Origin of the sequence: Bradyrhizobium sp. CCBAU 051011 (assembly GCF_009930815.1) — a bacterium.
GTDB lineage: Bacteria > Pseudomonadota > Alphaproteobacteria > Rhizobiales > Xanthobacteraceae > Bradyrhizobium.
In genome coordinates, this window is record NZ_CP022222.1 from 2,921,832 (window position 1) to 2,948,219 (window position 26,388).

Sequence of the window (26,388 nt, forward strand, 5' to 3'; positions counted from 1 at the left end):
GGCATCCAACGTCTATTGGCGATTGATCTGTCTCGTCGCAGAGACTTCGATGTCTGCTGGCTGGGCCACGATATCTGCCATCACCTTGAGAGGGTATTGCCCTGCTGGACGGGCGCTTTCGATGGAGACATTTCCTCCTGCTTGCGCGACCAGCGACTGCAAGCGTTCGAATTCGCCGCACCAGATCGTTTCCATGTCCTTATCTCGTCCAGCGTCCCGTGGATCTGCAGGATTCCCAAGCCCGACCGCTCTCACCTGCATAACGTCAGTTTGCGACCCGCCCGATAGCTCAACCCCATACCCGGGATTAGCCGGCTTTCGGAGAACGACCCGGCCTCCCGCGACCCACGCCGTCATCATCCCATCGGAGACCTCATAGCCAAGACTCGCGAGCCCCTCCAAGACGGCGCGTCGTCGTTCTTCCGCAGTCATGGAGCGGACCTCAGCTTCAATCAAAAAATCGGCTCGTTTGACGAGTTCCTGATCATTGCTGCCGGCCTTCGCAATCGCCTGCTCGATCTCGACGCGCAGCGCGGCCGCTTCGACCGATTTCATTTCCGATAGTTCGGCATGCCGCTCAACAAGATCTCGTTCGAGGCGCGCGCGCTCGCGTCCTGTCTTGATCGCAGAGGTGAGATCAAGGAGCAAGCTATCACCAACAAGAGCCTGCCGGGCGCGCGGCTCGGCCTCGAGAGCCGCGATCCGGGCGGAAAAAGGACTAGGATCTATCCCGAGGCCAGCAAGTTCGCCGAGGAGTTTGTCTACCTTCAAAAGCGCCTGATTGTCGTTTGCGCCGGTTTGCTGGGAATGCCACTCCTCAAGCGTAATACGACGGTCGCCGGCACCGAGCCGGTCGGCGATGGCCCGCTGGCGGTCGGTGACACCTTCGGAGCCATCCGTCGGCTGAAGCAGCATCAGCCCCTTGCTCACGGCTTTGTTGAGGCTCTCGACGGACGCCGCGGGAGTCATAAGCTCGCGTCGAAGATCGACCGGGATCTCGATGCGGGAAGCTTCAAACTTCGCGAGCAGTGCCTGGGCGGCGGACTTGGCACGCCTCTGATCGCCGTTGCGCTTCGCCTCAGATTCTGCGGCCTTTTCCGCGCGTCGCTCGGCATCGGTGTTCAAATATGAGATCTCGGCGATGACCTGCTTTTGAAGATCCGTGAACCTGTCCGCGTCGAGCATCCGGCGAATTTCGTCGCGTCGCGCGATGACCCGGTCGATATCCGACTGATGGACCGTCCCATTGCGTTTGCAGGTGGAAGTCCAAAATTCGATGGCCGCGTCCAGGCGGGCCAAACTGCGGCGGCAAATTGAGATAATTTCTGCGCGGGTGACGATCCGGAAGGCTTTCGGACCACTCATTGGTATCCTCCGTTATGCAGGGCGTTTTCGACGGCTTCCTTGAGGCGCTGACGCTCTTCGTCCCCGGAATGGGTCCACGCGTAGGACGAGACCCGGTGAATGAACGGGACCGCGCCATTCAGAACCTTCGGTCTCCAGACCTCGCGCGCTCGGGCTCTTTGGAGCAACAAGTGCCGCGGAGCGTCGCACTCGACGCCTAGCGCATACAGACCCGTGCGAGGATCGGTGATCGCGAAATCAAGACTGAACGCGCCACCGTCGCGCGCCTTGGCCGGCTTCCATCCATGGATCTCCAGGAATTTCTCGACGGATTTCGTGAAGCCATCCTCTACGTGGCTTTCATATTCGTGATCCGCGCTCTTTTCCGTCACGAGGCGTTCGAGCAAGGTCCTGCCGGATTCCGCCGATCCCTCCGAAACGGTACGAGCGTATTCTAGGTAACCCTGCAGATAGTCACGAGGTACACGCGGTCCGCTGCGCCGTGTCAGAAGGTCGGAAATCTCGGATACCGGCATGGATGTGACGATTACGACCTTTTCCCTTGCTCTGGTCACAGCCACGTTCAAGCGCCGCTCGCCGCCGGCATGACCGAGTGCTCCGAAGCTCTTGCGGAAGACGCCATGCTCATTGCGTCCGAAAGTGGTCGAGAACACGATAATGTCGCGCTCGTCGCCCTGAACGTTCTCCACGTTCTTGACGAAGAAACCCATATCTTCACCAGCTTCGACGCGCTCTCGTTCCCGCATCAAGGCATCGCGAAATGCCTCGTCGTTTTCGGCGCGATCTTCCAGCGCATCCTCGATCGCGTCCGCCTGCTTACGATTGAAGGTCACGACGCCGACCGACGGCGGCGAAACGTCCTCCCAGAGGCTGCTAAGATACTCCACCACATCGGAGGCTTCCTTTGGATTGGTCTGGCTCTTGTAGATGCCGTCCGACCGGAGAACCTCGATTGGCTTGAGCCTGCGGATCGTTTCGTCCGGGTGGCGAACCGGCACGCTGAGACGGTTCTGGTAGAACGAAGCATTCGAAAACGAGATGAGCTCGCGGTATTTCGAACGATAGTGGACCTGTAGTGTTCGGCTTTGGAGAGCGGATCGCGCAAGTTGGAGTAGGTCGGGACAATCCTTAATCTCCCGCCGATTCCACGTTTCCGCGAAGGCTTCGCGTTCCTCTTCGGTCGCTTCCTCCTCCGGCTCCTCGCCATCGAAGATTGCCGCTTCGTCGTTCTCAACCTTACTCGAGAAGAATGTGGTGGGGGGCATCTGCTTCTCATCGCCGCTCACGATCACGATCTTGCTCCGGAATAGCGATGGCAACGCATATTCCACCGGCATTTGAGAGGCTTCGTCGAAGATGACAGTATCGAACGTGCCAGGACGCGCCTGCAGCACGCGGCTGGCGATGTCGGGAGTCATCAGCCAAACTGGTCGCAGCGCGAAAAGGCCAAGCGGAGCAGCCTTCTCTATGAACTCTCGAAGTCGCAATGCTCTCGGTCCACGAAGTCGAGTTATTGGTTCCCATTCCCGCGTGGGGCGGACGCGGCTGACATCAATGCCGTGGATCAGAAGCTCCCTGTTGCAATCTCTGATCTGCGCGTCGGCTTCGGCAAGCGACGTTACCTTCGCTTCGACCGCTCCGCTATCGAAGAGGACCTCCGGATTGGAGGCCTCCATCGCGCTCTTCCAGGCCAGTCGAGCCTCCCGTCCGATGGTTGCACGGACGCAAGAATCGAGATCGCCGGTACCGATCAGCGTGAGTTCAGCCTCCTTCGAGCGAAGAGCTCGGAAGATAGCACGTTCCTTGTCGCCGAGACGAACGGAGCGGAGCCGAAATTCCTGGTAGGGCGCCAGCATCGGTAACGCTTGGAGGATTTCGGCGAGGGCGCTCTCGTTGGACCGGCCGACGTCGATGGTCGCGCGTCGCGATTCGATCCAACCGTCGTCAATATATCGGGCGAGATCATCCAACGCCGCATGGCTTTGCTGCCGGACATCCTGCCTTCTGAGGGCGCGATCCGCTCGCCCGAAGAACCAGCTGATTCCTTCGACCTTTCCGGTCATGGCTGCCCGGTCGAGTTCAACCCGGTTGGGACAGTCGTCGATGACGGTCACGAGGTTATGGACGACTGCAAGTATCGAATGCAGGTTTCTGGAAAACTCGGCGAGTTTGCCGGGTGCAACGTCGTAATCCGGAGCCTTGCCGAAAAGCGCGGTAAGATATCCGGCCAACTGCGTCCTCAGCGGCCTGAGCACCAATTCCAGTTCGGCCCCGCGATGGAAAGACGATATGGCTCGGTCGTCGTTGGCAAAACCCATGGTCGTCAACAGAGCGCGAAGGCGACGTTTTCGAAGCCAACGCATGGGATTGATCATCGCTAATCCCGTCGCTGGTTGAAGTACTGCTGCCGCCAGTTCCGAGGCGGATCTTAGCTCGTCGTCATGGATCCCCACCAGCTTCCGAACTTGCTCCGGCTGGTGGGCCGATGGATCAAGCGAAGCGAGACGTTCCTCAAGCCGGACGAGGTCAGCGAGCATATTCGTGCCTCTGGATCCGCCGCCCTCGGGGCTTCTAAACATAGGAAGCCAGCGTCCGAGATTGGCGCAAAGGCCCTCGCTGATCGAGCGAAGCTTCTCGGCCGTCCGAATCCAATCTCTGAAGGCGTCAAAATCTGAAATCTTCAAGGAGTCCGCGGTCTCCGCTTCCACGCTCTCGCGTCTAGCCTCCAAGTCCGAGAAGGCACGAAGGGATGTACCGAACTCCTCCGCTGTTCCGCGGTCCGGGTTAAAGACTTTGAGAGAGGATAGGGGATTGCCCTCGAACTTGGCCGGAAACCAGTATCTCGCAAGCGGTCCGCAATTCTCCTCGACCGTTGCGATGTCGGAAGGATGCAAATCCCATAATATCGAACGAAGCGCCGGCGCATCGATCGGCCTTGGCTCGTTCTCCTCGATGGCCAGGAGTTCACCGAGGAGCGACCGATAGGTCAATCCCGTCCGATTTTCGACTTCGTGCAAGGCGGCCTGTTGACGATCGAGTTCCGCTTCGAGCACGTCGATGCGAGCAGCCAATCGTTCGCGATCGCGTTTCCAGGAGGGCGAGCCGCCCGCGGGACGACTATGCAGGGCTTCGACCTGGGAACGGATCGAGCCGACGATGGCCTCGCGATCTCGGGTCGCATCCGTGATCATGACGAACCGGTCGACAAGGCGTTCTCTTTCGAGACGCTTCCTGACGACATCGATTGCTGGTTGCTTCTGGCAAATCACAAGCAGTGATTTGCCTCTACCGATTGCGTCCGCCACCATATTGACGATGGTTTGGCTTTTGCCCGTCCCCGGTGGCCCCTCAATGACGAGGCCCGGTGCCTGTCGAGCTTCGATCACCGCCGCCTCCTGGGAGGGATCGCTGTCGGCCGTGAAGTAGCGATCGATCTCCCGCACCGGAGCCGGCGAGGGTGGGGCCGACTTCTGATCCGTGAGACGGAGTGCTGCCTCGAGCGCGGTCGCCGTGGGCGGCATTCCTCTCAGGAGCTGGAGATCCTTCATGACCGCCTGCCCCATAAAGGCGAGATGGAACAGCACGGCTGCCGGCACGATTTGTCGTTCGTGCGAGTCGACCTTGACGTCCTTCCCGGGAAGGGGTGTCAACTCGCCTCCCATGGGCGTGGCGAGCTGGCTGAACGCGTCCATCACATCCTGAGCCGTGAGACTGCCACGGGTAAGCACCTCGTCCGCCGCTTCCTGCCATCGTCTCGCCTCGGGAATTCCCACCATGCCTTCGAGTGCTGGATTGACGACGACGTGTTCGACCTCCGTCTCGGCGTTCTTTTCGCGTCCGTACCCGATCGTAACATGACCGCGGTTTCCTACCTCGGGCGACACGCTAACTGGCCAGAGCAGGACGGGTGCGATCCTCGGCTTGGTGTTCGGCTTTCCGTCTCGCATGAGCAGGAACGGAAATCCCATGTATAGACCGTCGATCCCGGTATCTCGTTTGTAAAGCAATGCATGCGAATGGAGAGACCGAAGTCTGCGTTCGAGGCCCTCGTTCTCAGAAAACGCGGCAGGATCGACGTTCACTGCTCGGCCGGCTCTGGCCAAAAGAAGATTGAGGATCTCCGATGCCGGCAGCCGTGGCGTGTTCAACTCGGTCAGATCTATTCTCGCGGTTTTACCGATGAGCATCCGCGTCAGCGGTCCGCGCAGTACGCCTCCCGAGATCCTTTTCGCGAAAAAATCAAGAATGGTCGAAACGTATCCTTGTTTCGGAAGCGGCTTCCAAGTTTCCTTCGGAACCGACAGAAGTGCGAGCGCTCGACCGATTGGCATGCGTCGGTCAAGACGAAATTCATCGGCCCATTCGTCGATGGTCGAAATTCCGCACCTGGCGAAATTTTGTGTGCGCTCGTCGACGGCCTGGTAGATTTCACGACGAGGCCGCGTGAGTCGCGCCGCAGCCTCTTCCCTCGAAAATGCGCTCAAGCCTGCCGATGAAGCCTGCTTAGCCGCCTCCTCGATCACTTCTTCGACCGAGCGGAATTGGCTCGGCGATGCGCCGAGAAGAATTATCAGATCTTCTTCGGCCGACTGTCGCCGCTCCACGAGCGAAACGATGCCCGCATGGTCGGTGTCGGGAAGCAATCTCCGCTTCTCCTCCCAGAGAGCTGACAAACGGGCCATCGACGTCGAGAGGAGATGCACGCGAAGTAGATCCTCCTCGACTTCGATGTCGAGTTGATCCAGTCGCTTCCGGACCGTCTCGGCGCGCAGTTTCAGGCGCCAAAGCAAGTCGTCCGCATCGACCTTTCGAAGAAGATCTGGAGCCGGGCCCGTGATTAGGCTGAAGCCGTCGTCGGGATGGTCGAGCAGCCAGCCCGGGGTAACGATGTTCCCCCGGACGATCAAAGGCATGGACGGGTTCAGTGTCTTCAACGAGATCGACAGCTTTAGATCTTCGTTCAGGTCCTCGACCCTAGCGAACTGGCGCAGTGCCGCGGGCACTTTGGCATCGAAGCCCGCCTCCGTAGCCCAAGTTGCCACCGCTCCTCGCAGGAGAAGGCCTCTTGCCTCATCCCAGTTGGATGCTTCGGCAGCGGCAAGAGCGAACGAGCCGGCCGACCTGTACTGCTTGCCGGCGAGTGTGATGGATGCCCGACCCTCCGCTTCGCCGGCTTTCTGCCCTACAGGCGCCGACACTGCCTCGCCCGAGAGCCAAGCCTGAACTTCTTTCCATTGCCACCGCTGACGGCGATCACTTGCGAGAAGGCCTCGAAGAAGTAAGTCCGTCGAAGGATCCAGATCCTCCGGCAGCGGCACGCCGTTGGTCAGCACATGGATCAGGAAAGCTTGCTCGTTGATGCCTTCGAAGCAAGCTCCGGCGGTGATCCGCTCCAGCAGGATCATCCCAAGGCTCCACCAGTCCGAAGCCGCCGCTACGCCGCCCGCAATCGCTTCAGGCGCCATGTAGCGCGTCGTCTCAAGCGGAGAGGCGATGTCGAGATCGAATTCCGAAAGTCGTGCGGAGCCAAAGCCGCCGATAGCGAGGTCGAGCGGATCTCGGGACCGAACGAAGATGGTGGAAGGACGGAGGTCTCTGTGGCGCAGGCCTGCCTCGGTCAGAGAATGTACGGCTTGGGCAAGCTCACTGATAAACCCCTCAAGTGTCGTCCGATCGCCGACGTCCAGCGACAGATCCGCGATCGTGCCGCCGGGAAATTCCTCGACGACTTCATAAGCGCGTTCGCACCATCGGCCAGTAGCAATTATTTCGGCGACGTGATCGCGCGGAAGTCTTCCCAACAGATCGTAGATCGCCCCGTCCGGCTCTGATGGGGGCGCATATAACGTAAGCACTCCGCGACGTCCGCTGGAGTCCTGCATAGCCGCGTAGCGTTCACGAACGGTACTTGACGACTCGATCTTGTCGAGAAGACGCCAACCGTCGATGATTGTCTCGGCTGGCGATGGCTCGGGATCTGGCTGGGGTCCAGGTTCGGGCAGTGGTACGGGTGGCGCAGGTTCGTCGAGAATTTCTCCGCAAGTACTGCAGATGAGATCGCCTGGCGAATTGGGATGCCCGTTACGACAAGTTGGATTGGATGGCGTTGGTGCGGGAGGGACAGACGCTGGTTGCGGCCGGCCCGGTGGCGTCACGTCGACCGAAGACAGGTCCCATCCGCAATTATGACCTTCGACCGTACCCTCGCAAAAGTACTCTGTGACGGGACGTTCGGTTTGGCAGTTCGGGCAAAGTCTAATCATGCCGGGCGAGCCCGCATGGCAAGAATGCGCTTGTCCTCGGAGGTGTCGAGTGTCGATCCATTGCTTTCAAGTAGTTCCTGCAGCCTGCGAAAATCATTGCGTGCGGGTATACCGGCAAACCAGACGTCGCCGTTTTCGTCGAACATGACGTCGACGGACCGATCCCGCTCGTCGGCCAGGCGCTCGAAGCTGGCGAACCGGGCGCGGCCTTTTTCCGTGATGAAGTGAAGTTCCTGATTGTCACTGCCACGCAGAGCAAGTGTCTGCTTTTCCTTGAAGTCAAAAGGCCCGGTAACGAGGGCATCGATCGTGCCAGAGCACGTGCCAACCGTGTCTCGGATGTATGCCCACGGATATCCGGTGAACACGAGTATGTCAGCTGCGGTCTTGGACCTAATTCGTGCAGTTAAATCCAACAAGGCGTCGGGTTGATCGAAAGGCTCGCCTCCGGAGATGGTGATGCCGTCGGCCTTCGAGATCCACGGATTGATGGAATTGACGACTTCTTCGACCGTCGTGCTTCCCCGTCCTTCGGCCCACGTGTCCATGGAAATGCAGCCCGGACAACGGATAGAGCAACCCTGAAACCAAATGCCGAGCCTTCGTCCGGGTCCTAAAGTCCTCACGGGAAAATGGATACGCGATACGGAGATGGGAACCGTCATCTCTAAGGCTCGCTTTCGAGCCGAAGCGTCGATGATGCCCCGGTTTGAACTTCCAGAACTCGATATCGGCTTCCTGCTTCTGCACCGCTATCGAACAGGGCGCGCGAAAGGGGGTTGATGAGATGGGCTTCGACTTGATTGCGTATGCCGCGACCGCCGTTCGAAAGATCCGCCAGACACAAACCACGCAACGCCGCGCGGGCCTGCTCCGACAGTGTCACGTCGTAGCCTAGCGATTTGATGTCGTTCAGCAGGTTGTCCACCATTTGATCGAAGATTTCGTCGCCGACATCTCCGCGAATGAAATCGAAGACGATCACGTTCTCGCCGATGCGATTCAGGATTTCCGGACGGTTGAGCACTTGCTTGAAGTGCTTTTCGATCTCGGTACGGACCTTTCGTTTGACTGCATCGAACGTCTCCTCGGGCGTCACGTTCGCGATCCGCTCGCCCGTTGGTCCGGGAGTGTAGATACCGAGATTGGACGTGAAGACGATGAAGGCTTCGGAGAAGTAGACGCGATCCCCTCGTCCCGAGGTGAGAACGCCGTCGTCCAGGATCTGAAGGAATTTATCGAGGATTCGCGGGTGTGCCTTCTCGATCTCGTCGAAAAGAACGACGCTGAATGGCTTTTCCCGGATCGCATTCGTGAGCTCGCCGCCGACGTCGTATCCAACGTAACCGGGCGGGGCACCGATCAAGCGCTGATCGGAATGCTCAGCGCTGAACTCGGACATGTCGAAGCGGATGTATGCGCTGTCGTCGCCGAAGAGCAGGCTAGTAATGGTCTTCGCAAGTTCCGTCTTGCCGACCCCGGTGGGGCCGGCGAGGAAAGCGACGCCCCTCGATCGGCCTCCCCTCGGGGATTGCCCGATGCCGGTGACAGCGCGTTTCACGATGTCGAGCATGTGAGTGACGGCGTGCGCCTGCCCCTTCACGCGGCGCCTTACGAACTCGTCCGCCGAGCTGATCTTGTCGTGGCTTATTTTGCGCCACGGGTCTTCGGTGACGCCGACCTTGAAGCGCCGAACCGCATCGGAGATGCGGTCGAACGAGACGTTTTCGCTTCGGGAGAGCTGTGCGATCGCGCTGAGGTCGAGAAGCAGAAGTCCTTCGGTTTCGTCGACGAATCCATTGGTCGACTTCTCCAAATCGGCCGGCGCGGCATTTTGAGCGCCGGGCAGTCCCCGCATCAACGAACTGATCATGGTCCGCCTGGCCAGGTGGTCGGGTCGACCGATCGGTATGTGCCGAATACGTGGATTGCCGATCAGGAACCAGTCGGGAAGGTCTCCTTCCTTGTCCACGATCCAGATCACTGTGTTGAAAAATGGCTGACGACGATCGCCTGCCGGGCGCGCGCGCGCAGAATGGGAAAGGATCAATGCGCGCGAAAATAGCTGATGTTCGGCAGGAGAGAGGGCGTCGCTGCGAGTGATCAAGCGCGACGCGAAGTCGATGATGAGAGCCGAGGGTGGGCCGTCTGAGGGAACATGCCGTTCGAGAGCTGAAGCCAATAGATCGATGCCGCCGGGAGCGGCTCCGTTCGCGGGCGTCAGCCCAAGCTGCGTCAGAAAGCTATCGTCGGAGGGTTCCAGGGCTCGAAAGCCGTTCAGGAGATCGAAGCTGGCGATCCGGCCATAACCGGCGGCCTTCAGAGCATCCGGTAGCGCTCTGGCGAGCGAGACCGATGTGATCTGGCCGGGTGCGGCCTCATGGATCTGGAGGTCCCTGGTGTTGCCTGACAAGACGAATTGGCTTCGCAAGGGCAGAAACCGGAGCAAATCGCGCAGCCATCTCGCCTTCTCGACCGTACCTGCCCCCACCGAATTGACCCCCGTCCACATTCTTTGCGCGACTATAGTAGATTACTCGCCTCTTTCGAGCCCGATCGCCTAGGAAAATGGCATAATGGCCCGCACGCTGGACGACCGAGTCGGGTCGCCGGCGAACGGCATCGTGGTGGGAAATGCAGAACGTCGGTGGGAATTTGTACCTGAGTTCGGCCGACCTGGTCGGACACCTGAATTGCACGTATTTGACGGAACTCGATCTTAAGGTGGCCAAGGGCGAACTCAAAAGGCCGAAGATCTGGGATCCGGTGCTTGAGACCCTTGCCGAGCGAGGTGCCGCGCACGAACAGGCCTTCGTCGATCACTTGAAGTCGCTCGGCATGGCGGCGACGGTGGTCGGGGGAGTTGGGCTCGATCCCAAATCCACTTCGGCGACACTGGAGGCAATGTCTCGCGGTGACGCGGTCATCGTTCAAGGCGCGTTACAATCGGGGAGGTGGAACGGCCGGGCTGACGTGCTTCTCCGCGTCGAAAAGCCGAGCCGGTTCGGTACCTGGTCGTACGAGGTAACCGATACCAAGCTTGCGAGAGAGACGAAGGGGAACACGGTTCTTCAGATATCGCTTTATTCGGACATGCTCTCCGCGATGCAGGGTGTCGAGCCGACTTCGGCGCACGTCGTGACCCCAGGTACGAATTTTGTGCCGGAAACCTACCGTATTGCCGACTACTCAGCCTATTTCCGGCATGTGAGATCCAGCCTCGAACGAGCGGTCGCCGATGGCGCCGGCGCCGCCTATCCCGAACCGATAGAACATTGCGACATTTGCCGGTGGCGCCGGGATTGCGAGGATCGAAGGCGGCGGGACGATCACTTGTCGCTGGTCGCCGGTATCAGCAAGTCGCAGATCAGAGAATTGACCAGACGCGGAGTCGGCAGCACGGCCGCGCTCGCTGCAATGCCCATTCCTCTGGAATGGAGACCAGAACGCGGAGCTGCCAAAAGCTACGAAAAGGTCCGCGAGCAGGCGAGAATTCAGGTCGAAGGCAGAGCGAGCGGCTCGATGAAATACGAGGCGCTACCGCCGATCGCCGGCTTCGGTCTGTCACGGCTTCCCGCGCCATCTCGGGGCGACATCTTCTTCGACTTCGAGGGTGATCCTTTCGTGGGAGAAGGCGGTCTGGAATTCCTGTTCGGCTACTCCTTCCTCGATCACGAAGGGAAGCCGACGTACGTGGGTGACTGGGCCTCGAACCGCCGGGAAGAGCGGGCTGCGTTCGAGCGATTTGTGGATTTCGTCACCGAGCGCCTCAGATTCTACCCCGATCTGCACATCTATCATTTCGCGCCGTACGAACCGGCCACCATGAAGCGACTGATGGGCCGTTACGCAACGCGCGAGAACGAGGTTGACGACCTTCTACGCGCCGAGAAATTCGTCGACCTGTTTGCCGTTGTCCGTCACGCAATTCGCGCCAGCGTGGAAAGTTATTCCATCAAGAAGTTGGAGCCCCTGTATTTGTTCACCCGTAGCGTCCCGCTGGAGGACGTCGGGGCAGTCATGGCCAGGACTCAGGCGCGCCTCGAAATGGCGGACGCCGCGGGCGTTCCCAATGCGGACAAGAACACGATCCGCAACTACAACAAGGACGACTGCTACTCGACGGCCGCTCTAAGAGAATGGCTCGAAGCGCTACGCGCCAGCCTGATCGCCAGTGGCGAAGTGATCGAAAGGCCCGTTCCAAAGCCTCCCGAGGTCAGCGAAAAACTCGGCGACTGGCAGAGGCGGGTGGCGGAACTCGTCGGTCGGCTTACGGACGGCATCCCAGATGATGTAGCCGAGCGCACAACCGAGCAGCAGGCGCGCTGGCTGCTGGCGTTCATGGTGGACTTCCATGGTCGGGAGAAGAAGGCCGTTTGGTGGGAGTTCTTTCGGCTGCGCGATCTTTCTGCAGAAGACCTCCTTCACGAACGCGCCGGTCTCTCCGGGCTCACCTTCAAGGAAGCCGCCGGTGGCACGGCTAAGGTGCCCATACATCGGTACAACTTCGTTCTTCAAGATACCGAGCTCCGGCCAGACAGCGAACTCAGGAGCGTCGGCGGTCAGAAGTTCGGCAGCGTCGTCGCCATTTCGCATGACGATCGGACCATCGACATCAAGAAGCGCGGCGATACTGCGAATTTCCACCCAGAGGCCGTCTTCGCCCACAAATCCTTCAATCGCGACGAACGCCCCGAGTCCCTCCTTCGGCTCGGACAATACGTGGTCGAGAACGGAATGGAGGGGCCTGCCGAACACCGTGCCGCGCGCGATCTTCTCATGTTGACTGCTCCGCGGCTGCGTGGACAAAGCCTGCAGGTCGAGGGCGAGGATGCTTTGAAGACCGCTACTCGGGTCGCGCTTGCTCTGGACCAAAGCGTCTTTCCGGTCCAAGGACCGCCAGGAGCCGGAAAAACATTCACCGGCGCCCGAATGATCTGCGCTCTCGTGCGTGCAGGGAAGCGGGTAGGGATAAGTGCCAATAGTCACAAGGTCATCCGCAACCTGCTGGACGAGGTCCTCAAAGCGGCTGGCGAGGAGAGCCTCCCGATCCGCTGTGTCCAGAAGGTCGACGAGAAGAAGCATAACGAAGACGACCTCGACAACTTGAAATTCGCCTCGAAGAACGAGCAGGCCCTCGATGCGCTACGGACGGACTGTTCGGTCTGCGGAGGGACATCGTATTTCTGGGCCCGGCCGGACGCACGCCTTAGCGTCGACGTGCTGTTCATCGATGAAGCCGCGCAGATGGCCCTTGCGAACGTGCTGGCCGTCGCACAAGCTGCGAAGAGCGTCGTTCTGCTGGGAGACCCGCGGCAATTGGAGCAGCCGATTCAAGGAAGCCATCCTGATGGCGTCGGAGTGTCAGCCCTGGACCATGTCCTTGGCCCCCATGCCACCATTCCGACCGATCGGGGTCTGTTCCTCGCCGAGACGTGGCGACTTCATCCGCGCATCTGTGCCTTCAATTCGGAACTGTTCTATGAAGGTCGCCTGAAGTCTCGGCCGGGACTTGAGCGGCAAGAAATCAGGATCAAGTCCGGACTCAACGGGTCTGGCCTTCGCTACCTTCCGATCCAGCACGACGGAAATCAGAGTTCGTCGCCGGAAGAAGCCGATGCGATCCGCGACCTTATTGCGGGCATCCTGGGATCCGGCACGACCTGGGTCGACCGGAAAGGTAGTGAGTCCCCGATTTCGCTCGACGATGTGCTGATCATCGCGCCGTACAATGCGCAAGTCTTCGAGCTTCAGGAGCGACTTCCTGGCGCTCGCATTGGCACTGTGGACAAGTTTCAGGGCCAAGAGGCGCCCATTGTCATCTATTCCATGGCGACCTCTAGTCATGCGGACGCACCACGCGGAATGGAGTTCCTCTATAGTGCCAACCGACTGAACGTCGCGGTTTCTCGAGCAAAGTGCATCTGCATCGTGGTCGCGTCACCACGCCTATTCGAGGCCGAGTGTCGGACGCCTCGCCAAATGCAACTTGCCAATGCCTTTTGTCGGTACGCCGAATTGGCCTCTGTATTGTAAGGAGTTGCTGCACGATTGCATCGAGGGGATTTATTAGCCCTAAATCATCTACCGGCACTGATGCACTCGATTTTGCCAAAGCCATGAACCCATAAATCTTCCGATGGGACGGCTTACCAGAGTCGCGATGCCCCGCCACTCAAGAGCTCCAGGCAACTGGTCTACTAAAGATGCAGGATCATCGTGCCGACCGAACTCCAGCTCGTACGCAGCAGCGAAGGGTCGAGCGCAGGCAGTCTCATCGGGTCGAACGGCGCCAGGTCGATGCTTTGTGCCGCACCGTCAGCGATCAAGTCGGCAATGGCTTCCCCGGTCGCTGGTGCGTTAAGAATACCCCAAACATTGTGCCCGGTAGCGACATAGAGGCCGTCGCTGCGTGGGACCTTGCCTATCAGCGGCAAGCCGTCATGTGTGACCGGTCGGAAACAGGCTTGCCGCGCAAGGATCCTTTCTGGAAGGAAGACCGGCGACAATCGTTCGGCGATGGCCTGCAGGCGACCGATGGCCTCTGAGTCCGGCTTTACCGCGGCGGGGTCGATCGGCAGCGGGACCACGTCGGATAGAGCCGTAATATGGGTGCTGCCGTCTGCGCGCGGAAACACCTCGACGCTAACCATGTCGCTGGTCTCGTCGTGATAGTCTAGAAACAGTGCGTGTGGGGGAACGTCTGCGCCGGTGTCGTAGACAAGACTCGGACTACGCTGCCCGAAAACGGCTGGCAAGGTCATCCATTCCGCCGCCAGCAACGACCACGGTCCCATGGCGACAACGACGGCGTCCGCCTCAATGATGTCGCCGTCAACCTCGACGCCCCGCACAGTCGTGGCGTGGGTATGCCTCACCACGCCAGTAGCGCGCCCGCGGCGCAGTTCGGCGCCGCGCGCTTGGGCGGCGCGCATCATAGCGGAGGTAAACATGCGGGGATGAACAATTGCCGTCGTCTCAGTGGTGCTTAGCCGCGACGCAATAACAACGCCGTCAGAAAGCCAATCGAGCTCCGAAGGCTTTTGGCGGCGCGGGTCGCTCTGGGAAACGACGAGACCACTGTAAGCAGTCATAGGACGATAGCCCCAATCGTCGGCGATCTCCTTCGACAATGCAGCGTGCAGCTGGAAACTGCGTCGGGCCAGCGCGTCTACCGGCGTGCCGACACACCAGTCGAGTGCCAGAAATCCGCCGGCCTTTCCAGATGCTGCAGCGGCAACCTCGGTGCTCTCAACCACAATCACTTGGGCGCCGCGTCGGCTAAGGAAGTAGGCTGTGCAGGCGCCCACTACGCCGCCGCCGCAAATCACAATCCGCATGCTCTCTCCGCTTGCAAGCTATTAAAGCACCGAGGAGGTCCGGGATGCTAACGCGTCGGCTGTCCCTTTGTCTCCTGTTGGCTGACCGCCTTGTAGACTTCGAAGCGTGGCTTGACGAAGATGAGGTCCGGACACTGCCGTTTCGCAGTGACCGACGGCATGGCCGAGCGAACGCCGTAGTGGCGGGCTTCGTAGCTCGCGGCAGCGACGACGCCGCGCTCGGCCGAACCGCCCACTGCCACCGGCTTGCCGCGCAGGTCCGGATTATCGCGCTGCTCCACTGATGCGTAGAAGGCATCCATGTCGATATGGATGATCTTGCGGTGAGGCGCCGTGGAAGCGCCGCGTTCCGGATCGGGAAGGACCATGGGCGCATTGTACAGGGCGCCGCAAGCCGAGTCGCGGCTAAGTCAGCCTCAATCCGCCGAGGTGCATTCAGGGCAGGTGTCGCCGATCGAGTCGAGCACCTCGGCGATCGCGACGGCAGCCACTTGCGACGAAACGCCGGTCGGCGGATCCGTCCGAGCGATCTGGAATGCGCGGTCGCGGGCATGCGGATCGGCGCGGTACTGCATCCACCCGTGCTCCTCGCATTCGCAAATGGCGCCGGCCTCGCTGAGCACCGAAATCGCCCAGCCGCGGAGCGTCCGGGTCCCTGGTTGCTTTTCCTTCGTCATCAGCATTCGAAATCGCTCCTACCGGGCGAATCCTCACGCCTCGCCGTCCGTTCCGGGCTGCTAACACAGGTCAGAGATTCCGAATTGCATGGCTATTGCTTTTCCACGTGTTCCGTCCGCCTGTGCAAAAATGTCAGGCGGCCAGCGCGGGATCTTCCTTTTCGCCGGTCGCAACGATCTTCAGCGCGCCGTCCGGCAACGGCCGCTGGAGCGCCTTAGCTTCGTCCCAAGGGGCGCGCAGCCAGACATCGTACTCTTCGGTTGTCGTCAGGATCACAGGCATCGCCTTTGGATGGACGCGTTCCACCTCGGCATTCGGCTTGCAAGTCAGGAAGGCGTAGACATCGATCGTGACTTCTCCTTCCTTGGCCTTCCGGACGCTGGTCCAGTTCGTCCAGAGGCCGGCGAACGCCAGCAGTGGGCGGCTTTCGTCCGGAGCGAACCATACCGGAACCTTCTTGCCATCGATCGTGTCGTACTCGCTGAATGACGTGAAGGGGACCAGGCAACGATGCTCGGTCCCGAGCCATCGCTTCCAATGCGCACTGCCCACGTTTCGGATATTGGTGGTGCCATTGTCCGGCTCCATCCGAAGCAATTCATTGAAATCGACCGGCTTACCCTTGGCCTCCAGCTTCTGGCTCGCTTCTTGGTGGCGTCCAAGAGCGCCTGCTGGGAGGACGGCATGCCCCATCGAGCCATGACGATCTCACGACCGTCGGGCGCGTTGCGAACGATCGGCGCTGGATAGTCCGGAAAGATGCCGGGCATTGAAGGCAGGTTGCCAACGCGACTGTTGAGTGCGTTGAACAGGCGGCGGATCGCGTCCGCGTTCTTGGTCATCGAATACAGATTGCAGATGTGGACGGCCCCCCACTTGTCAGGATGATAGCAGACTTTTGACCTGATCGCTTGCTATCAGATGTCCGGCCTGTTAGCGCGGACAAAGTCCGCTGGCCGAGATGGTGTTCGCTACGCCCGCTCCAAGCACATAGGCGACATTGATGATGCCGGTGTAATCTACGGAAGCTCGCGCGTTTTGACCGATCGGTCCTTCCATCTACCGCGTCCTGCAAGTTCGTGGGCTATCCGCCGAGGAACCTCGCTCGCGGCGCCAATTTCAGATCAGATAGGCATGGCGGCTACCGGCCGGTTGTACTCCGCCCGATATCATCAAGCGCCAAGCGATGCGGGCGAACTTGTTAGCCAAGGCCACCGCGACCAACTTCGGCGGCTTTCGCTCCAGCAGCGAAGCGAGCCAGAGTGTGGGCTTATGACGACCCTTTCGGATATGCCTCAGCAGCGCGGTCGCACCGACGATCGACGTCGATCGGAGCACTGAATCTCCGGCCTTTGTGATACCGCCATGTCTTTGCCGGCCGCCAGTTGAATGATCCTTGGGCGTCAGTCCGAGCCAAGCCGCAAAGTCACGGCCTGATCTGAACGTCTCTGGCGGGGGCGCCTTCATGCTTAGCATGGACGACCCAATCGGACCGACGCCGGGAATCGTCGCAATACGCCTGCTGACGTCATCCTCGCGGTGCCACTTCATCAGCTTGGCCTCAATCTTTGCCAGGCGAGCTTGGACCGCGGCATACTCTTCTGCCTGAAGGCGAAAGAGGTCCCGCGCCATTTCCGGTAAGCCGTCATCCTCGAGCACCCGCTTGATGAGTGCCGTGACGTTCTGCCGGCCGGCGGGGCCGACGATGCCAAACTCGGCTGCATAGCTCCTGAAAGCATTGGAGAGCTGCGACTTCACGCTGACCAGGCGCTCCCGCACGGTCATCAACATGCAGGCCGCTTGCCGTTCCTTCGACTTCACCGGTACAAACCGCATGCTCGGGCGGGTGACCGCTCACACAACGCCTCGGCGTCGGCCGTGTCGTTCTTACCGCGCATCACGTAAGCCTTCACATACTGAGGTGGGATCAGCTTCACCTCGTGACCGAACGACTGCAGCAGGCGCGCCCAATGATGCGAGCTGCCGCAGGACTCAATGGCGACGAGAACCGTCGGAAGCCGCTGGAAGTAGCGGATCATCTCGGCTCGCCGGAACTGGCGGCGGACAACCACCACCTCGTTCTCGTCAATACCGTGAAGCTGGAAAACCGACTTAGAAGTATCCATACCGATGCGAATAGGAGGATTCATCGGACTTTCCTCTCATCTAGCTGTGACGCCGAGAGCGCCATAGAACCGTGGGGATGAGAGGCCGTCCACACCAGCACACTTCAGTCCTCCGGAGGCACGTTGCGCGGCCGCTGCGTTAGTTGCAGCAGCGTCGCCGAGGGGCGCCGGCCCGCATTAGCGCACTTCCGACAACGCAGCCTGCCGGCGAGATCATGAACGAAGGTTGTCGGTGGATGGGGCAGATCAGCGAGATCGACTTGGTTCGGCGCCCTGCAGCGCGAGCACTCGATCTGAAGCCAAGGATAGCCGCCGTTTATCGCCTGATCGACGGTCGGAGATGGATCGATCGGTTCTCCGTCCGCCCACATCCGCTCGTTCCAGCTTTCAGCCAGGAGCCGATCGGCCTGGCGGATCAGCGCGTCCCCCTTGGCGCGCAGCTCGTCCGACTGCGCGGCCAAAATGCCTGTCATCGTCCGCGCCTTGCCAAGCTCCTTCTTCAAGGCCTTACGGTCTCCGCCGGAAAGGGGCGTCGGGTGATGCTTAGGGGCCATCCGGAACGTCGCCGGGCCGTTATCAGATGGGCTCGAAGGTCGGCCAGCAGCCATCTTCCTCGTGGCGGCCAGTCCGGTTCTGGCAGGTGTTGTTTAGCAGTCGCTGCCCGACCCCCCTCCAGTTCGCTTGCTGGCCGTACAGGCGGATGGCGTCGGTCTTCTGGATCTCGACAATGCGCTCACACCTGCGACAGAATACTCGCAGGACATGCTGCGGGATTTCGGAGAGGCGCTGCCCTGCGCTCGATCGTTCCGAAGATCTGGTTTCGAATTGGGCATCGTTCAGGACGGCATGCCAATATTCGTCCGGCATCTCGTCCTGCGGACCGAGAGGGGGTGTCACCACCGGCTTTCTGCCGATCGAAGCGCCCAGCTTTTCCATTTGTTTCGGGGTAGGCATCCGCCAACCCGCGGGTCGATCGCTCATGGCATGATTAGAACATATCAAGAACAAATGTCGAGTCCGACGAACGGAGGGCAGGGACCGATTTTTTCGGTCGCGATCGGCCAGTCCAAATTGACAATCTCAAAACAGGACGGCGTGTCGGAACCAGCCCCTTTCGATCGTCTTGAATCCGAGCTGCCCCGAAAACGGAGTTCTGCGTACATGGCTCCCCGCGCCAACTGGAAAGGTTTTCTGCGTCTGTCCCTCGTCACTTGTCCGGTGGCGCTGTATCCAGCCACGTCCGAGTCCGAGAAAATCTCGTTCAACCAACTCAATCGGCAGACCGGCCACCGCATCAAATACCTCAAGGTCGACGCCGATACCGGCGATGAGGTGCCGAACGAAGACATCGTCAAGGGCTACCAGCTCGAGAAAGACCAATTCATCGAGGTGACCAAGGAAGAGCTCGAAGAGATCGCGCTGGAGTCCACGCGTACCATTGAGATCGACGAATTCGTCGAGAAGTCCGAGATCGATCCACGTTACCTGATCCGTCCCTACTATCTGCGTCCGGACGGGAAGGTTGGCCACGACGCCTTCGCTGTCATCCGCGAGACCATCCGGGAGATGAACAAGGTCGCGATCGGTCGTGTGGTGTTAACCAATCGCGAGCACATCATCGCGCTTGAGCCACTGGATAAGGGGCTGGTGGGCACCTTGTTGCGATACCCCTACGAAGTGCGCTCCGAACAGGAGTATTTCGACGATATCCAGGACGTCAAAGTTACGAAGGACATGCTGGACTTGGCCAGGCATATCGTGAACCAGAAATCAGGTCGGTTCGACCCTGACAAGTTCGAGGATCAGTACGAAACCGCTCTCATAGACCTCATCAACCAGAAGCGTGCCGGCAAGCCGATCACGCCAAAGGAGCGGCCGCGCGGCGAGAACGTGGTAGATCTGATGGAGGCGTTGCGACGAAGCGTCGGCGGGGCTGCGGAAACGAAGGGCTCGAAGAAGCCGGTGAAAAAGCCGCGCAAGGCGGCAGCCGGACAGAAGGAAATGCTGATGCCGATCGCCGGCAAAAAGCCGAAGGAAGCGGCGGCGAAGAAGCCGGCAGCCAGGCCGCAGCGCAAGTCCGCGTGATTGGATTCCGTGTCATCGGAGAAAACCAGGGCGTGAGCGTTCTCGGCTACCGCCTCGCCGCCCTCGGTGTGCCCGACGGTCCGGTGCGCAAGGAGCTGGCGGAAGGAAGACCGGCGACACTCGCGGATGGTAGGACAATCGATCCCGAAGACGTCCTCGGTCCGCCAGAGCGGCGCATGAAGCTGGTTATCGTGGGGGATGCCGAAACCACCGACGGATTGGCCGAACTGGTCCGGGGCGCGGACTTGCTGGTGATCGAAGCCACGTTTCTGGACCGCGACGCGGCGATTGCGCGCGACTACGGGCATCTGACGGCGGATGAAGCGGCCGCGCTTGCGGCTATGTGACGTGAAGCAGCTCGTCCTGACCCACATTTCCGGCCGGTATAGCGATGAGGACCCTATTGATGGAGGCAAAGAAGACGTTTCCAAACAGCCGAATTGCCGTGGATTTCGATCGGATCGTTATCTAACCGGCCGCTGCGGAGTACATGCATGGCGAAGAAGCTGAAGACCTACGAGACATCATTAGGCTTTTTCGACTTGGCGATAGCGGCGCCTTCGATGAAGGCGGCTTTGGAAGCCTGGGGCGCCGACAGCAATCTCTTTCACCAGGGTGCGGCGAGGCAAAGTGAGGATCCCGACGTTATCGCGGCGACCATGGCAGCTCCGGGCGTCGTTCTGAAACGCCCGGTCGGTCCCAACGGGCCCTTCAAGGAGCAGGCAGAACTGCCTACCGATCTCGCCGGCGACCGCGGCTCGAAGAGGTCCGGCCGCAAGTCGCAGGGCCGTAAGGCACAGAGACCTTCGAGGCGAGGCAACGACCAGGCGGCGGACCGGAAGGCCGCACTCGCTTTCGAGAAGGAGCACAAGCGCCGCGCGCGCGAGCGCGCGAAGGAAGAAGCTGCCCTGGAGAAGGAGCGCGAGCGGCGGCAGCATGCCATCGACAAGGCACAAGGTGCCTTGGACGCAGCCCGCCGGAAGCACGAAGAGAAAACAGCAGGCATTCGAGCCGAGCTGGAGGCTCTTGAGGAGGAGGCGCGGGTCGAAGAGGCGCGTTGGGAGAAGGAGATGATGCGACTGCAAGCTGCGTCGCGACGGGCGCGAGGGTAAGCAGCCCTCCGCTAGGCGGACACTGTGAACGGGCGTGGACAAAGGGCGGGATATCGACTTCGGCAGCGGAAGCCTTGCTGCAGCGCATGCTTGACAAGATCGGAAGAAGCTTGTTCGCCGAAGGGTCATTCGGAGCATTCCTGCGGATATGTGAACGCAGGCCATCCCTGAAACTTCCGCTCCTTAAGTCCGTTGACTCCCCGGCCATAGCTCTGGCTTGGCCCTTGTACCCTGTTGCGTTGGAGTTTCCGGTGCCGGCATCCCGACCCTACTGGAAGGGCTATCTGAAACTGTCCTTCGTATCGTGTCCTGTCGCGCTCTATCCCGCAATCTCGGCGGCGGAGCGGATCTCCTTTCGGCAGGTTAACCGGCGTACGGGCCATCGCCTCAAACAGAAACTCTTCGATTCCGTTACGGGAGAAGCCGTAGACGCAGCCGACAAGGCGCGCGGCTATGAGATCGGCGAAAATGACTTTCTGTTGGTCGAGGACCGAGACCTTGAGCAGGCGCGACATCAGCGGCGGGCCCCCGGTGAGATGGAGCTTGTCACGCCGCCTCACCGTGAAAGCCCGCCAACCGTCCCCGCCAGCCTTCACGACGAGGCCGCCAAAGAGGGCGCCGGCAACTATGATGATGAAGACGAGCAACAGGAGGAAGCCGTCACTGTCCCGCGGCCGCAGAATACGCGCACGATCGAAATTGAGCATTTCCTTCCGGCCGGGCAGATCGATGCGCGATATTTCGAAAAGCCGTACTACATCCTGCCTCGCGAGGAGATCAGTCAGGAATCTTTTGCGGTGATCCGGGATGCGATGAGCCGGGAGGCCGTTAGCGGCTTGGCTCGCATCGTGCTGTCCTCACGCGAGCGGCCGTTTCTGCTCGAACCGATGGGCCGAGGCCTTCGCGGCGTAACACTGCGCTTCGCGCACGAGATCCGAAACGACTCGGAATATTTTAGCGAGATTCCCGAGATGAAGCTTCCGCCCGAAATGATGAAGCTCGCGCAGCACATCATCCGGACAAAATCAGCCGATTTCGATCCCAGTATGCTGAAGGATCACTATCGCAGCGCGCTCGTGCGCATCCTGCATAAGAAGCAGGCGAAAGGCCCCGCGAAAGTACCTCCGGTCAATCCCTCACGCGAGAACGTCGTCAACCTCATGGATGCGCTCCGGCGAAGCGTTGCAGCAGAGCGCTCGGCAAAGCCCGCTAGCCGCGGCCGCTCGGGAAAACCGGCCACTGGCGGGCGCGGCGCGCGCCAGCGCAGAACAACCGGTTGACCCTACGCGATCATAGCGCCACGGCCGATCCTTTTGGTCAGCTCACCTGCGGCTTGTCTGATTCGGGATTAGGCGCGGCAGCTCGGCACTTCCGTCCTTAGGAACCGCCTTTGATCCGGAAAGTTCATTGACAGGAGGAGGCGGTGTGTCGCTGATCGATTCACCCGATGCCGCGCAGACGATCGTCGATCCGCGTGATGCGGCCGAATCTGCTGGCCTGAGATACGTCTCGGACGAACGGCCCGGTATTCGACGCAAGAGGGTGGGGCCGGGATTCAGCTACGTACGACCAGACGGATCGAAGCTAATCGGACCTGACGCGCTGAAGCGGATCAGAGCACTCGCGATCCCGCCAGCATGGACCGACGTGTGGATCTGTCCGTTTCCGGATGGCCATATCCAGGCAACCGGCCGCGACGCAAAAGGGCGTAAGCAATATCGCTACCATGCTCGGTTCCGCGAAGTGCGCGAAAGCACAAAGTACGAGCATGTGGTCGCATTTGCAGACGCGCTCCCTTCCATTCGGGAAACAGTGCGCGAGCACATGGCCTTGCGCGGCCTCCCGCGCGAAAAAGTTCTGGCGACTGTCGTGCATCTCCTGGAGACCACGTTGATCCGCGTAGGTAATGACGATTACGCCAGGCAGAACAACAGCTACGGTCTGACCACGCTGAAGAACCGGCACGTGGCGGTCAATGGAAACGAGGTTCGTTTTCGATTCACGGGCAAAGGGGGCAAACAATGGTCGCTGCGCGTACGAGACCGCCGCATCGCCAAGATCATCAAGGCCTGCCAAGAGCTCCCCGGACAGGAACTGCTTCAATACATCGACGAACAAGGCAATTGCCAGGACGTCACATCGACCGACGTGAACGAGTATCTCAAGGCAATCACCGGTAAAGATATCACGGCAAAGGATTTCCGAACCTGGGCAGGAACGGTGCTGGCGGCCATGACCCTGAGCGAATTTCAGAGCTTCGACAATGCCGCACAGGCCAAGCGCAATCTTCGCAGCGCCATCGAAAAAGTTTCCGCCCGGCTCGGCAACACACCTACAATCTGCAGGAAGTGCTACATCCATCCGGAGGTACTTAACTCTTATATGGATGGAAATTTGGTCCTTGAGATCAAGTCACAAGTCGAGAGTGAGCTTCGGAGCGCTGTCGAAAATATGAAGCCGGAGGAGGCTGCCGTGCTCGCGTTACTCCGCGGCCGGCTTGCCAAACAGGCAGAGCAGTCGGAACACGCCGATCTCAAAGAGTCCTCTAGCAAGCGGCGGGCGCACGCCGCTTGAGTTGGACCATAGTCAGCGGAAGATTCTCCATACACGTGTTCGGGCAAATGGGCGGAGCATGCAGAGGGGGAGATCGCTTACCGCCGGCGCTTAAGATGCCTCATAAGCTGTGGCAGACTCATGGCATTCAATACCCGGTCCGCTGGTACGCCGCCTTTGCGGGCCATCTCGACGCCCCAGTGCATATGATCCAGCTCCCCGATAGAGTGAGCATCCGGGTTGATGCTCAATATGCAACCAAAATCGAGTGCAGCCTGGTGCCATCGCCAGTCGAGATCCAGCCGCCAAGGATGGGCGTTGATTTCTACAGCCACGCCGTACCTTGCGCAGGCGCGCAGTACCTTTTCGATATCGATGTCGTAGCCCGGACGACGCATCAGCTGGCGTCCGGTCATATGGCCCAGGATGGTGGTGCGGGGATTCGAGATCGCGCGGAGTAGGCGGGCAGTCTGCTCTTTCTTATCCAGCTTGAAGCGACTATGGATACTCGCAACGACGAAGTCGAACCTACTAAGAATTTCGTCGGGATAGTCCAGGGAGCCGTCGGCCAAGATGTCGGACTCGATGCCCTTGAGGATCCGGAATTCCTTGCCGAAGCTTTTGTTGAGCCGGTCGGCTTCGCGGTGCTGCGCCTCGATCTCCTCAAGCGATAGTCCGCCCGCGTAATGGGCTGACTGTGAGTGGTCAGCCACACCGAAATAGTGGAAGCCGCGCTTGCGCGTGGCCTTCGCCATTGTCTCGAGCTTCTCAGTCCCGTCAGAGGCATCGGTGTGACAATGCAGGATGCCACACAGGTCGCGGTCGGCGACTAATTTCGGGAGCATACCTCTCAGCGCATTCTCTATTTCGCCGCGCCCTTCGCGAAGCTCCGGCTCGACAAATGGAAGGCCGAGCGCGCCATAAATTTCCTCTTCCCTTGCAGCCAGCAGGCGCCGGCCCTTCCTTAGCCCGTCCGCTTCAAGCTTCATGCCCTTATCCTCGGCGAGTGCCCGAAGCTGTTCAAGGTGTTCCGCTGATCCGGTTGCGTGAAGCAGGGTCGCGCCGAAGTGCTTCCGGTCCGTGACATGGATTGTGAGGCTGCCCGACTCCAGGGCGGCAGGCCCATCCTCAACTTCGGGCGCTTCGGCAACAAGAGCGAGGTCGCGCACCAGTTCGCACCCGCGCCGGAAATCGCCAGCGATGGTGACATGCTTCAGACGGGGCCGAGCCTTCTGAAGCGACGCCTTCGCGTGCTCAAGGAGGGCTGCGGCGCGGTGCAGATGCAGCTGGCCATCGCCGCTTTTCGCGATGTCCAAATTCTGCAGGATCTTGGCTTGCAGCGAGGCGCCAAGCCCCTTCGCCTGCTTGATGCGGTCGTCCTTGGCGGCAGCCTCGAGTTCGGCAAGGGAGGTGATTCCGAGCTCCTTGTAAAGCCGGAGCACCTTCTCGGGTCGCAAGCCCGGAACCGTCAGCATATCGAGGACGCCCGCCGGGATCTCCTTGCGCAGCTTCTCGAGGCTTTGATGCGTGCCCGTCCGATACAGCTTTGTGATGATGTCGGCGATAGCATCTCCCACTCCGGGAATTTCGGTGAGGCGATCCTCCTCGATCAGAACATGGAGCGGGACAGCAAGCGCGGAAAGACTGTCCGCAGCGCGGGAGTAGGCCTTTGCACGATATGGATTGCCGCCGCGCAACGCGGTCCGCTGCGCATATTCCCGAAGCAGCCTTGCGACTGTCTGGGTCTCGGCAACCATCGCTCAACCCGTCTCTCGCCGGACACCCGCCTTCTTCCTGCGGCGCACGCAATTCTTCGCGAAGGCCGCTTCGAATGACGAATTTGCCAGGCCCGTCAGTCGAGCGATTTCTCGAGCTTTTGTGCCGCCCGAAAGTCGTTCAAATGATGTAGGTTCGGACCGTATGCGGCCTCCTTCGTCAGGAGGTGATAAATCCTTCCCACCACGATCTGGAGATGCCTCATCCGTCCGGCGGGCATCGCCCGAGCCTTGCAAAGGGCTCGGACAGCATGAGCTCGGAAATAGTGAAAAGCGTCCGACATACGGATCCAACGTCCGTCGGGGATTTTGGTTCTTCCATCCGCCCCTCCTGGAACCTCGGACAGGTCCTACCTGTTCGAGGTCTTCTTTGAGCCTAACGACTTCGCGGTCTCCAAGTGCTTCTGTAGGACCGGGATACTCCCTTTCGCGTACTCACCAGCCGCATCGGCGCTTTTTGAGGCTTTCTTGTATTCTGCGATATCCTTCTGATGGTCGGCGACCATATGAGTTGCGAAATCGCGATCGAACGGTGGCCCGGACATTTTTGACATTTTTTCGTAATCAGCCTTTTGCTTGGCATTCGGGCCGTCCGGCGGCGTCACGCCCATCGACTTTGCTGCGTCGATGGCTTTCTCATTTGCTGCTGTATGGTCGGCCTGCAGCATCTGGCCAAAGTTCTTCACATTGTCACTCTGGCCGTTCTGTTGCGCCAGCTTCCCCATCTCGACTTCGGCGTAGTTGCCTTGAATGGCTTTTTTCAGGAAGGACTCGCTCGGCTTTTCCGCAGCGTAGGCGGAAGTTGCGAGAAGCAGCGCGAGAACAGTGAGGGCTGTGACCTTCATAGGTGTCTCCTTGTTTGACGTCAGCGTGGCATTCAAACAAGGATTGTCGGGCGTCGTTCCACCTCCGCATGCCGGACTGCAATCAAGACTTGCTGATAATGTCCCGCAATCCTAGGCAGTGCAGGAAATTGCCCGAACGCCGAGGTGGCGAGCGGGATCGACTCAGAACTTGCCTGCTCCCATGAAGGGCAAAGTGCCGGGCGGCACGAAATGGTAGAGCTGAATGGGTAGATGAGAAAGCTGACA

At 60.0% G+C, this 26,388-nt stretch carries 14 protein-coding genes and 4 pseudogenes; 6 read left to right on the forward strand and 12 right to left on the reverse strand.

What is annotated here, in order from left to right:
- Nucleotides 1-12 precede the first annotated feature (12 nt).
- From ACH79_RS13840 to ACH79_RS13855, 4 genes are all read right to left on the reverse strand, one after another.
- A complete protein-coding gene (locus ACH79_RS13840) occupies nt 13-1,365 on the reverse strand; it encodes a hypothetical protein (protein WP_161851518.1) in 1,353 nt (450 codons plus the stop codon).
- Nucleotides 1,362-7,220 carry an AAA domain-containing protein gene (locus tag ACH79_RS13845; protein WP_246738526.1) on the reverse strand — a complete coding sequence of 1,953 codons (5,859 nt, stop codon included), beginning with the start codon at nt 7,218-7,220 and terminating at the stop codon, nt 1,362-1,364. Before ACH79_RS13845 ends, ACH79_RS13840 begins: the two co-directional genes overlap by 4 nt.
- A 404-nt stretch (nt 7,221-7,624) precedes the next feature.
- The gene (locus ACH79_RS13850) at nt 7,625-8,293 is read right to left on the reverse strand and encodes a 4Fe-4S single cluster domain-containing protein (RefSeq protein ID WP_161851520.1); all 669 of its coding nucleotides are present in this window, start codon (nt 8,291-8,293) and stop codon (nt 7,625-7,627) included.
- Nucleotides 8,294-8,295: 2 nt separating this feature from the next.
- The gene (locus ACH79_RS13855; protein ID WP_246738527.1) at nt 8,296-10,041 is read right to left on the reverse strand and encodes an AAA family ATPase; all 1,746 of its coding nucleotides are present in this window, start codon (nt 10,039-10,041) and stop codon (nt 8,296-8,298) included.
- Nucleotides 10,042-10,262: 221 nt separating this feature from the next.
- Between ACH79_RS13855 and ACH79_RS13860 the strand changes: the two genes are divergently transcribed.
- Nucleotides 10,263-13,664, forward strand: coding sequence for a TM0106 family RecB-like putative nuclease (locus tag ACH79_RS13860; RefSeq protein WP_161851522.1), 3,402 nt, complete (start codon nt 10,263-10,265; stop codon nt 13,662-13,664).
- A 164-nt stretch (nt 13,665-13,828) separates the two neighbouring features.
- Here the strand turns inward: ACH79_RS13860 and ACH79_RS13865 are convergent, their stop codons facing one another.
- The 6 genes and pseudogenes from ACH79_RS13865 to ACH79_RS13890 all read right to left on the reverse strand — a co-directional run bounded on the left by ACH79_RS13865 (nt 13,829) and on the right by ACH79_RS13890 (nt 18,326).
- Nucleotides 13,829-14,968, reverse strand: coding sequence for an FAD-binding oxidoreductase (locus ACH79_RS13865; protein ID WP_161851523.1), 1,140 nt, complete (start codon nt 14,966-14,968; stop codon nt 13,829-13,831).
- A gap of 74 nt (nt 14,969-15,042) precedes the next feature.
- Nucleotides 15,043-15,336 (reverse strand): annotated as a pseudogene (locus ACH79_RS13870) (DNA polymerase IV); the annotation flags it as partial.
- A gap of 48 nt (nt 15,337-15,384) precedes the next feature.
- Entirely contained in the window at nt 15,385-15,651 is a 267-nt protein-coding gene (locus tag ACH79_RS13875; protein ID WP_161851524.1) for a hypothetical protein, read from the reverse strand.
- Nucleotides 15,652-15,778: 127 nt separating this feature from the next.
- Nucleotides 15,779-16,506, reverse strand: a pseudogene (locus ACH79_RS13880) (SOS response-associated peptidase).
- A 259-nt stretch (nt 16,507-16,765) separates the two neighbouring features.
- A pseudogene (locus ACH79_RS13885) lies at nt 16,766-17,796 on the reverse strand (IS110 family transposase).
- 80 nt (nt 17,797-17,876) lie between these two features.
- Nucleotides 17,877-18,326 carry a hypothetical protein gene (locus ACH79_RS13890; RefSeq protein WP_161851525.1) on the reverse strand — a complete coding sequence of 150 codons (450 nt, stop codon included), beginning with the start codon at nt 18,324-18,326 and terminating at the stop codon, nt 17,877-17,879.
- A gap of 607 nt (nt 18,327-18,933) precedes the next feature.
- Between ACH79_RS13890 and ACH79_RS13895 the strand changes: the two genes are divergently transcribed.
- The 5 genes and pseudogenes from ACH79_RS13895 (at nt 18,934) to ACH79_RS13915 (ending at nt 23,543) form a co-directional block, all read left to right on the forward strand.
- Nucleotides 18,934-19,857 (forward strand): Ku protein, encoded by a 924-nt coding sequence (locus tag ACH79_RS13895; RefSeq protein WP_161856353.1) that lies wholly within the window; start codon nt 18,934-18,936, stop codon nt 19,855-19,857.
- 38 nt (nt 19,858-19,895) lie between these two features.
- Nucleotides 19,896-20,329 (forward strand): annotated as a pseudogene (locus ACH79_RS13900) (MBL fold metallo-hydrolase); the annotation flags it as partial.
- Nucleotides 20,330-20,351: 22 nt separating this feature from the next.
- A complete protein-coding gene (locus ACH79_RS13905) occupies nt 20,352-20,969 on the forward strand; it encodes a cell envelope biogenesis protein TolA (RefSeq protein ID WP_161851526.1) in 618 nt (205 codons plus the stop codon).
- Between the two features lie 86 nt (nt 20,970-21,055).
- On the forward strand, nt 21,056-22,249 hold the full coding sequence (locus tag ACH79_RS13910) for a Ku protein (protein WP_161851527.1): 1,194 nt from the start codon (nt 21,056-21,058) through the stop codon (nt 22,247-22,249).
- A 154-nt stretch (nt 22,250-22,403) separates the two neighbouring features.
- Entirely contained in the window at nt 22,404-23,543 is a 1,140-nt protein-coding gene (locus tag ACH79_RS13915; RefSeq protein WP_371419456.1) for a DNA topoisomerase IB, read from the forward strand.
- A gap of 77 nt (nt 23,544-23,620) precedes the next feature.
- Here the strand turns inward: ACH79_RS13915 and ACH79_RS13920 are convergent, their stop codons facing one another.
- Together ACH79_RS13920 and ACH79_RS13930 are read right to left on the reverse strand one after the other, a co-directional pair.
- Entirely contained in the window at nt 23,621-25,279 is a 1,659-nt protein-coding gene (locus tag ACH79_RS13920; RefSeq protein ID WP_161851528.1) for a helix-hairpin-helix domain-containing protein, read from the reverse strand.
- Between the two features lie 368 nt (nt 25,280-25,647).
- The gene (locus ACH79_RS13930; RefSeq protein ID WP_161851530.1) at nt 25,648-26,142 is read right to left on the reverse strand and encodes a DUF4142 domain-containing protein; all 495 of its coding nucleotides are present in this window, start codon (nt 26,140-26,142) and stop codon (nt 25,648-25,650) included.
- Nucleotides 26,143-26,388 lie beyond the last annotated feature (246 nt).

Coding starts and splice junctions, on each gene's coding strand:
- ACH79_RS13840 (WP_161851518.1), bottom strand. CDS start 1,365: ATGAGTGGTCCGAAAGCCTTCCGGATCGTCACCCGCGCAGAAATTATC.
- ACH79_RS13850 (WP_161851520.1), bottom strand. CDS start 8,293: ATGACGGTTCCCATCTCCGTATCGCGTATCCATTTTCCCGTGAGGACT.
- ACH79_RS13860 (WP_161851522.1), top strand. CDS start 10,263: ATGCAGAACGTCGGTGGGAATTTGTACCTGAGTTCGGCCGACCTGGTC.
- ACH79_RS13865 (WP_161851523.1), bottom strand. CDS start 14,968: ATGCGGATTGTGATTTGCGGCGGCGGCGTAGTGGGCGCCTGCACAGCC.
- ACH79_RS13875 (WP_161851524.1), bottom strand. CDS start 15,651: ATGCTGATGACGAAGGAAAAGCAACCAGGGACCCGGACGCTCCGCGGC.
- ACH79_RS13890 (WP_161851525.1), bottom strand. CDS start 18,326: ATGGCCCCTAAGCATCACCCGACGCCCCTTTCCGGCGGAGACCGTAAG.
- ACH79_RS13895 (WP_161856353.1), top strand. CDS start 18,934: ATGGCTCCCCGCGCCAACTGGAAAGGTTTTCTGCGTCTGTCCCTCGTC.
- ACH79_RS13905 (WP_161851526.1), top strand. CDS start 20,352: ATGGCGAAGAAGCTGAAGACCTACGAGACATCATTAGGCTTTTTCGAC.
- ACH79_RS13910 (WP_161851527.1), top strand. CDS start 21,056: ATGCTTGACAAGATCGGAAGAAGCTTGTTCGCCGAAGGGTCATTCGGA.
- ACH79_RS13920 (WP_161851528.1), bottom strand. CDS start 25,279: ATGGTTGCCGAGACCCAGACAGTCGCAAGGCTGCTTCGGGAATATGCG.
- ACH79_RS13930 (WP_161851530.1), bottom strand. CDS start 26,142: ATGAAGGTCACAGCCCTCACTGTTCTCGCGCTGCTTCTCGCAACTTCC.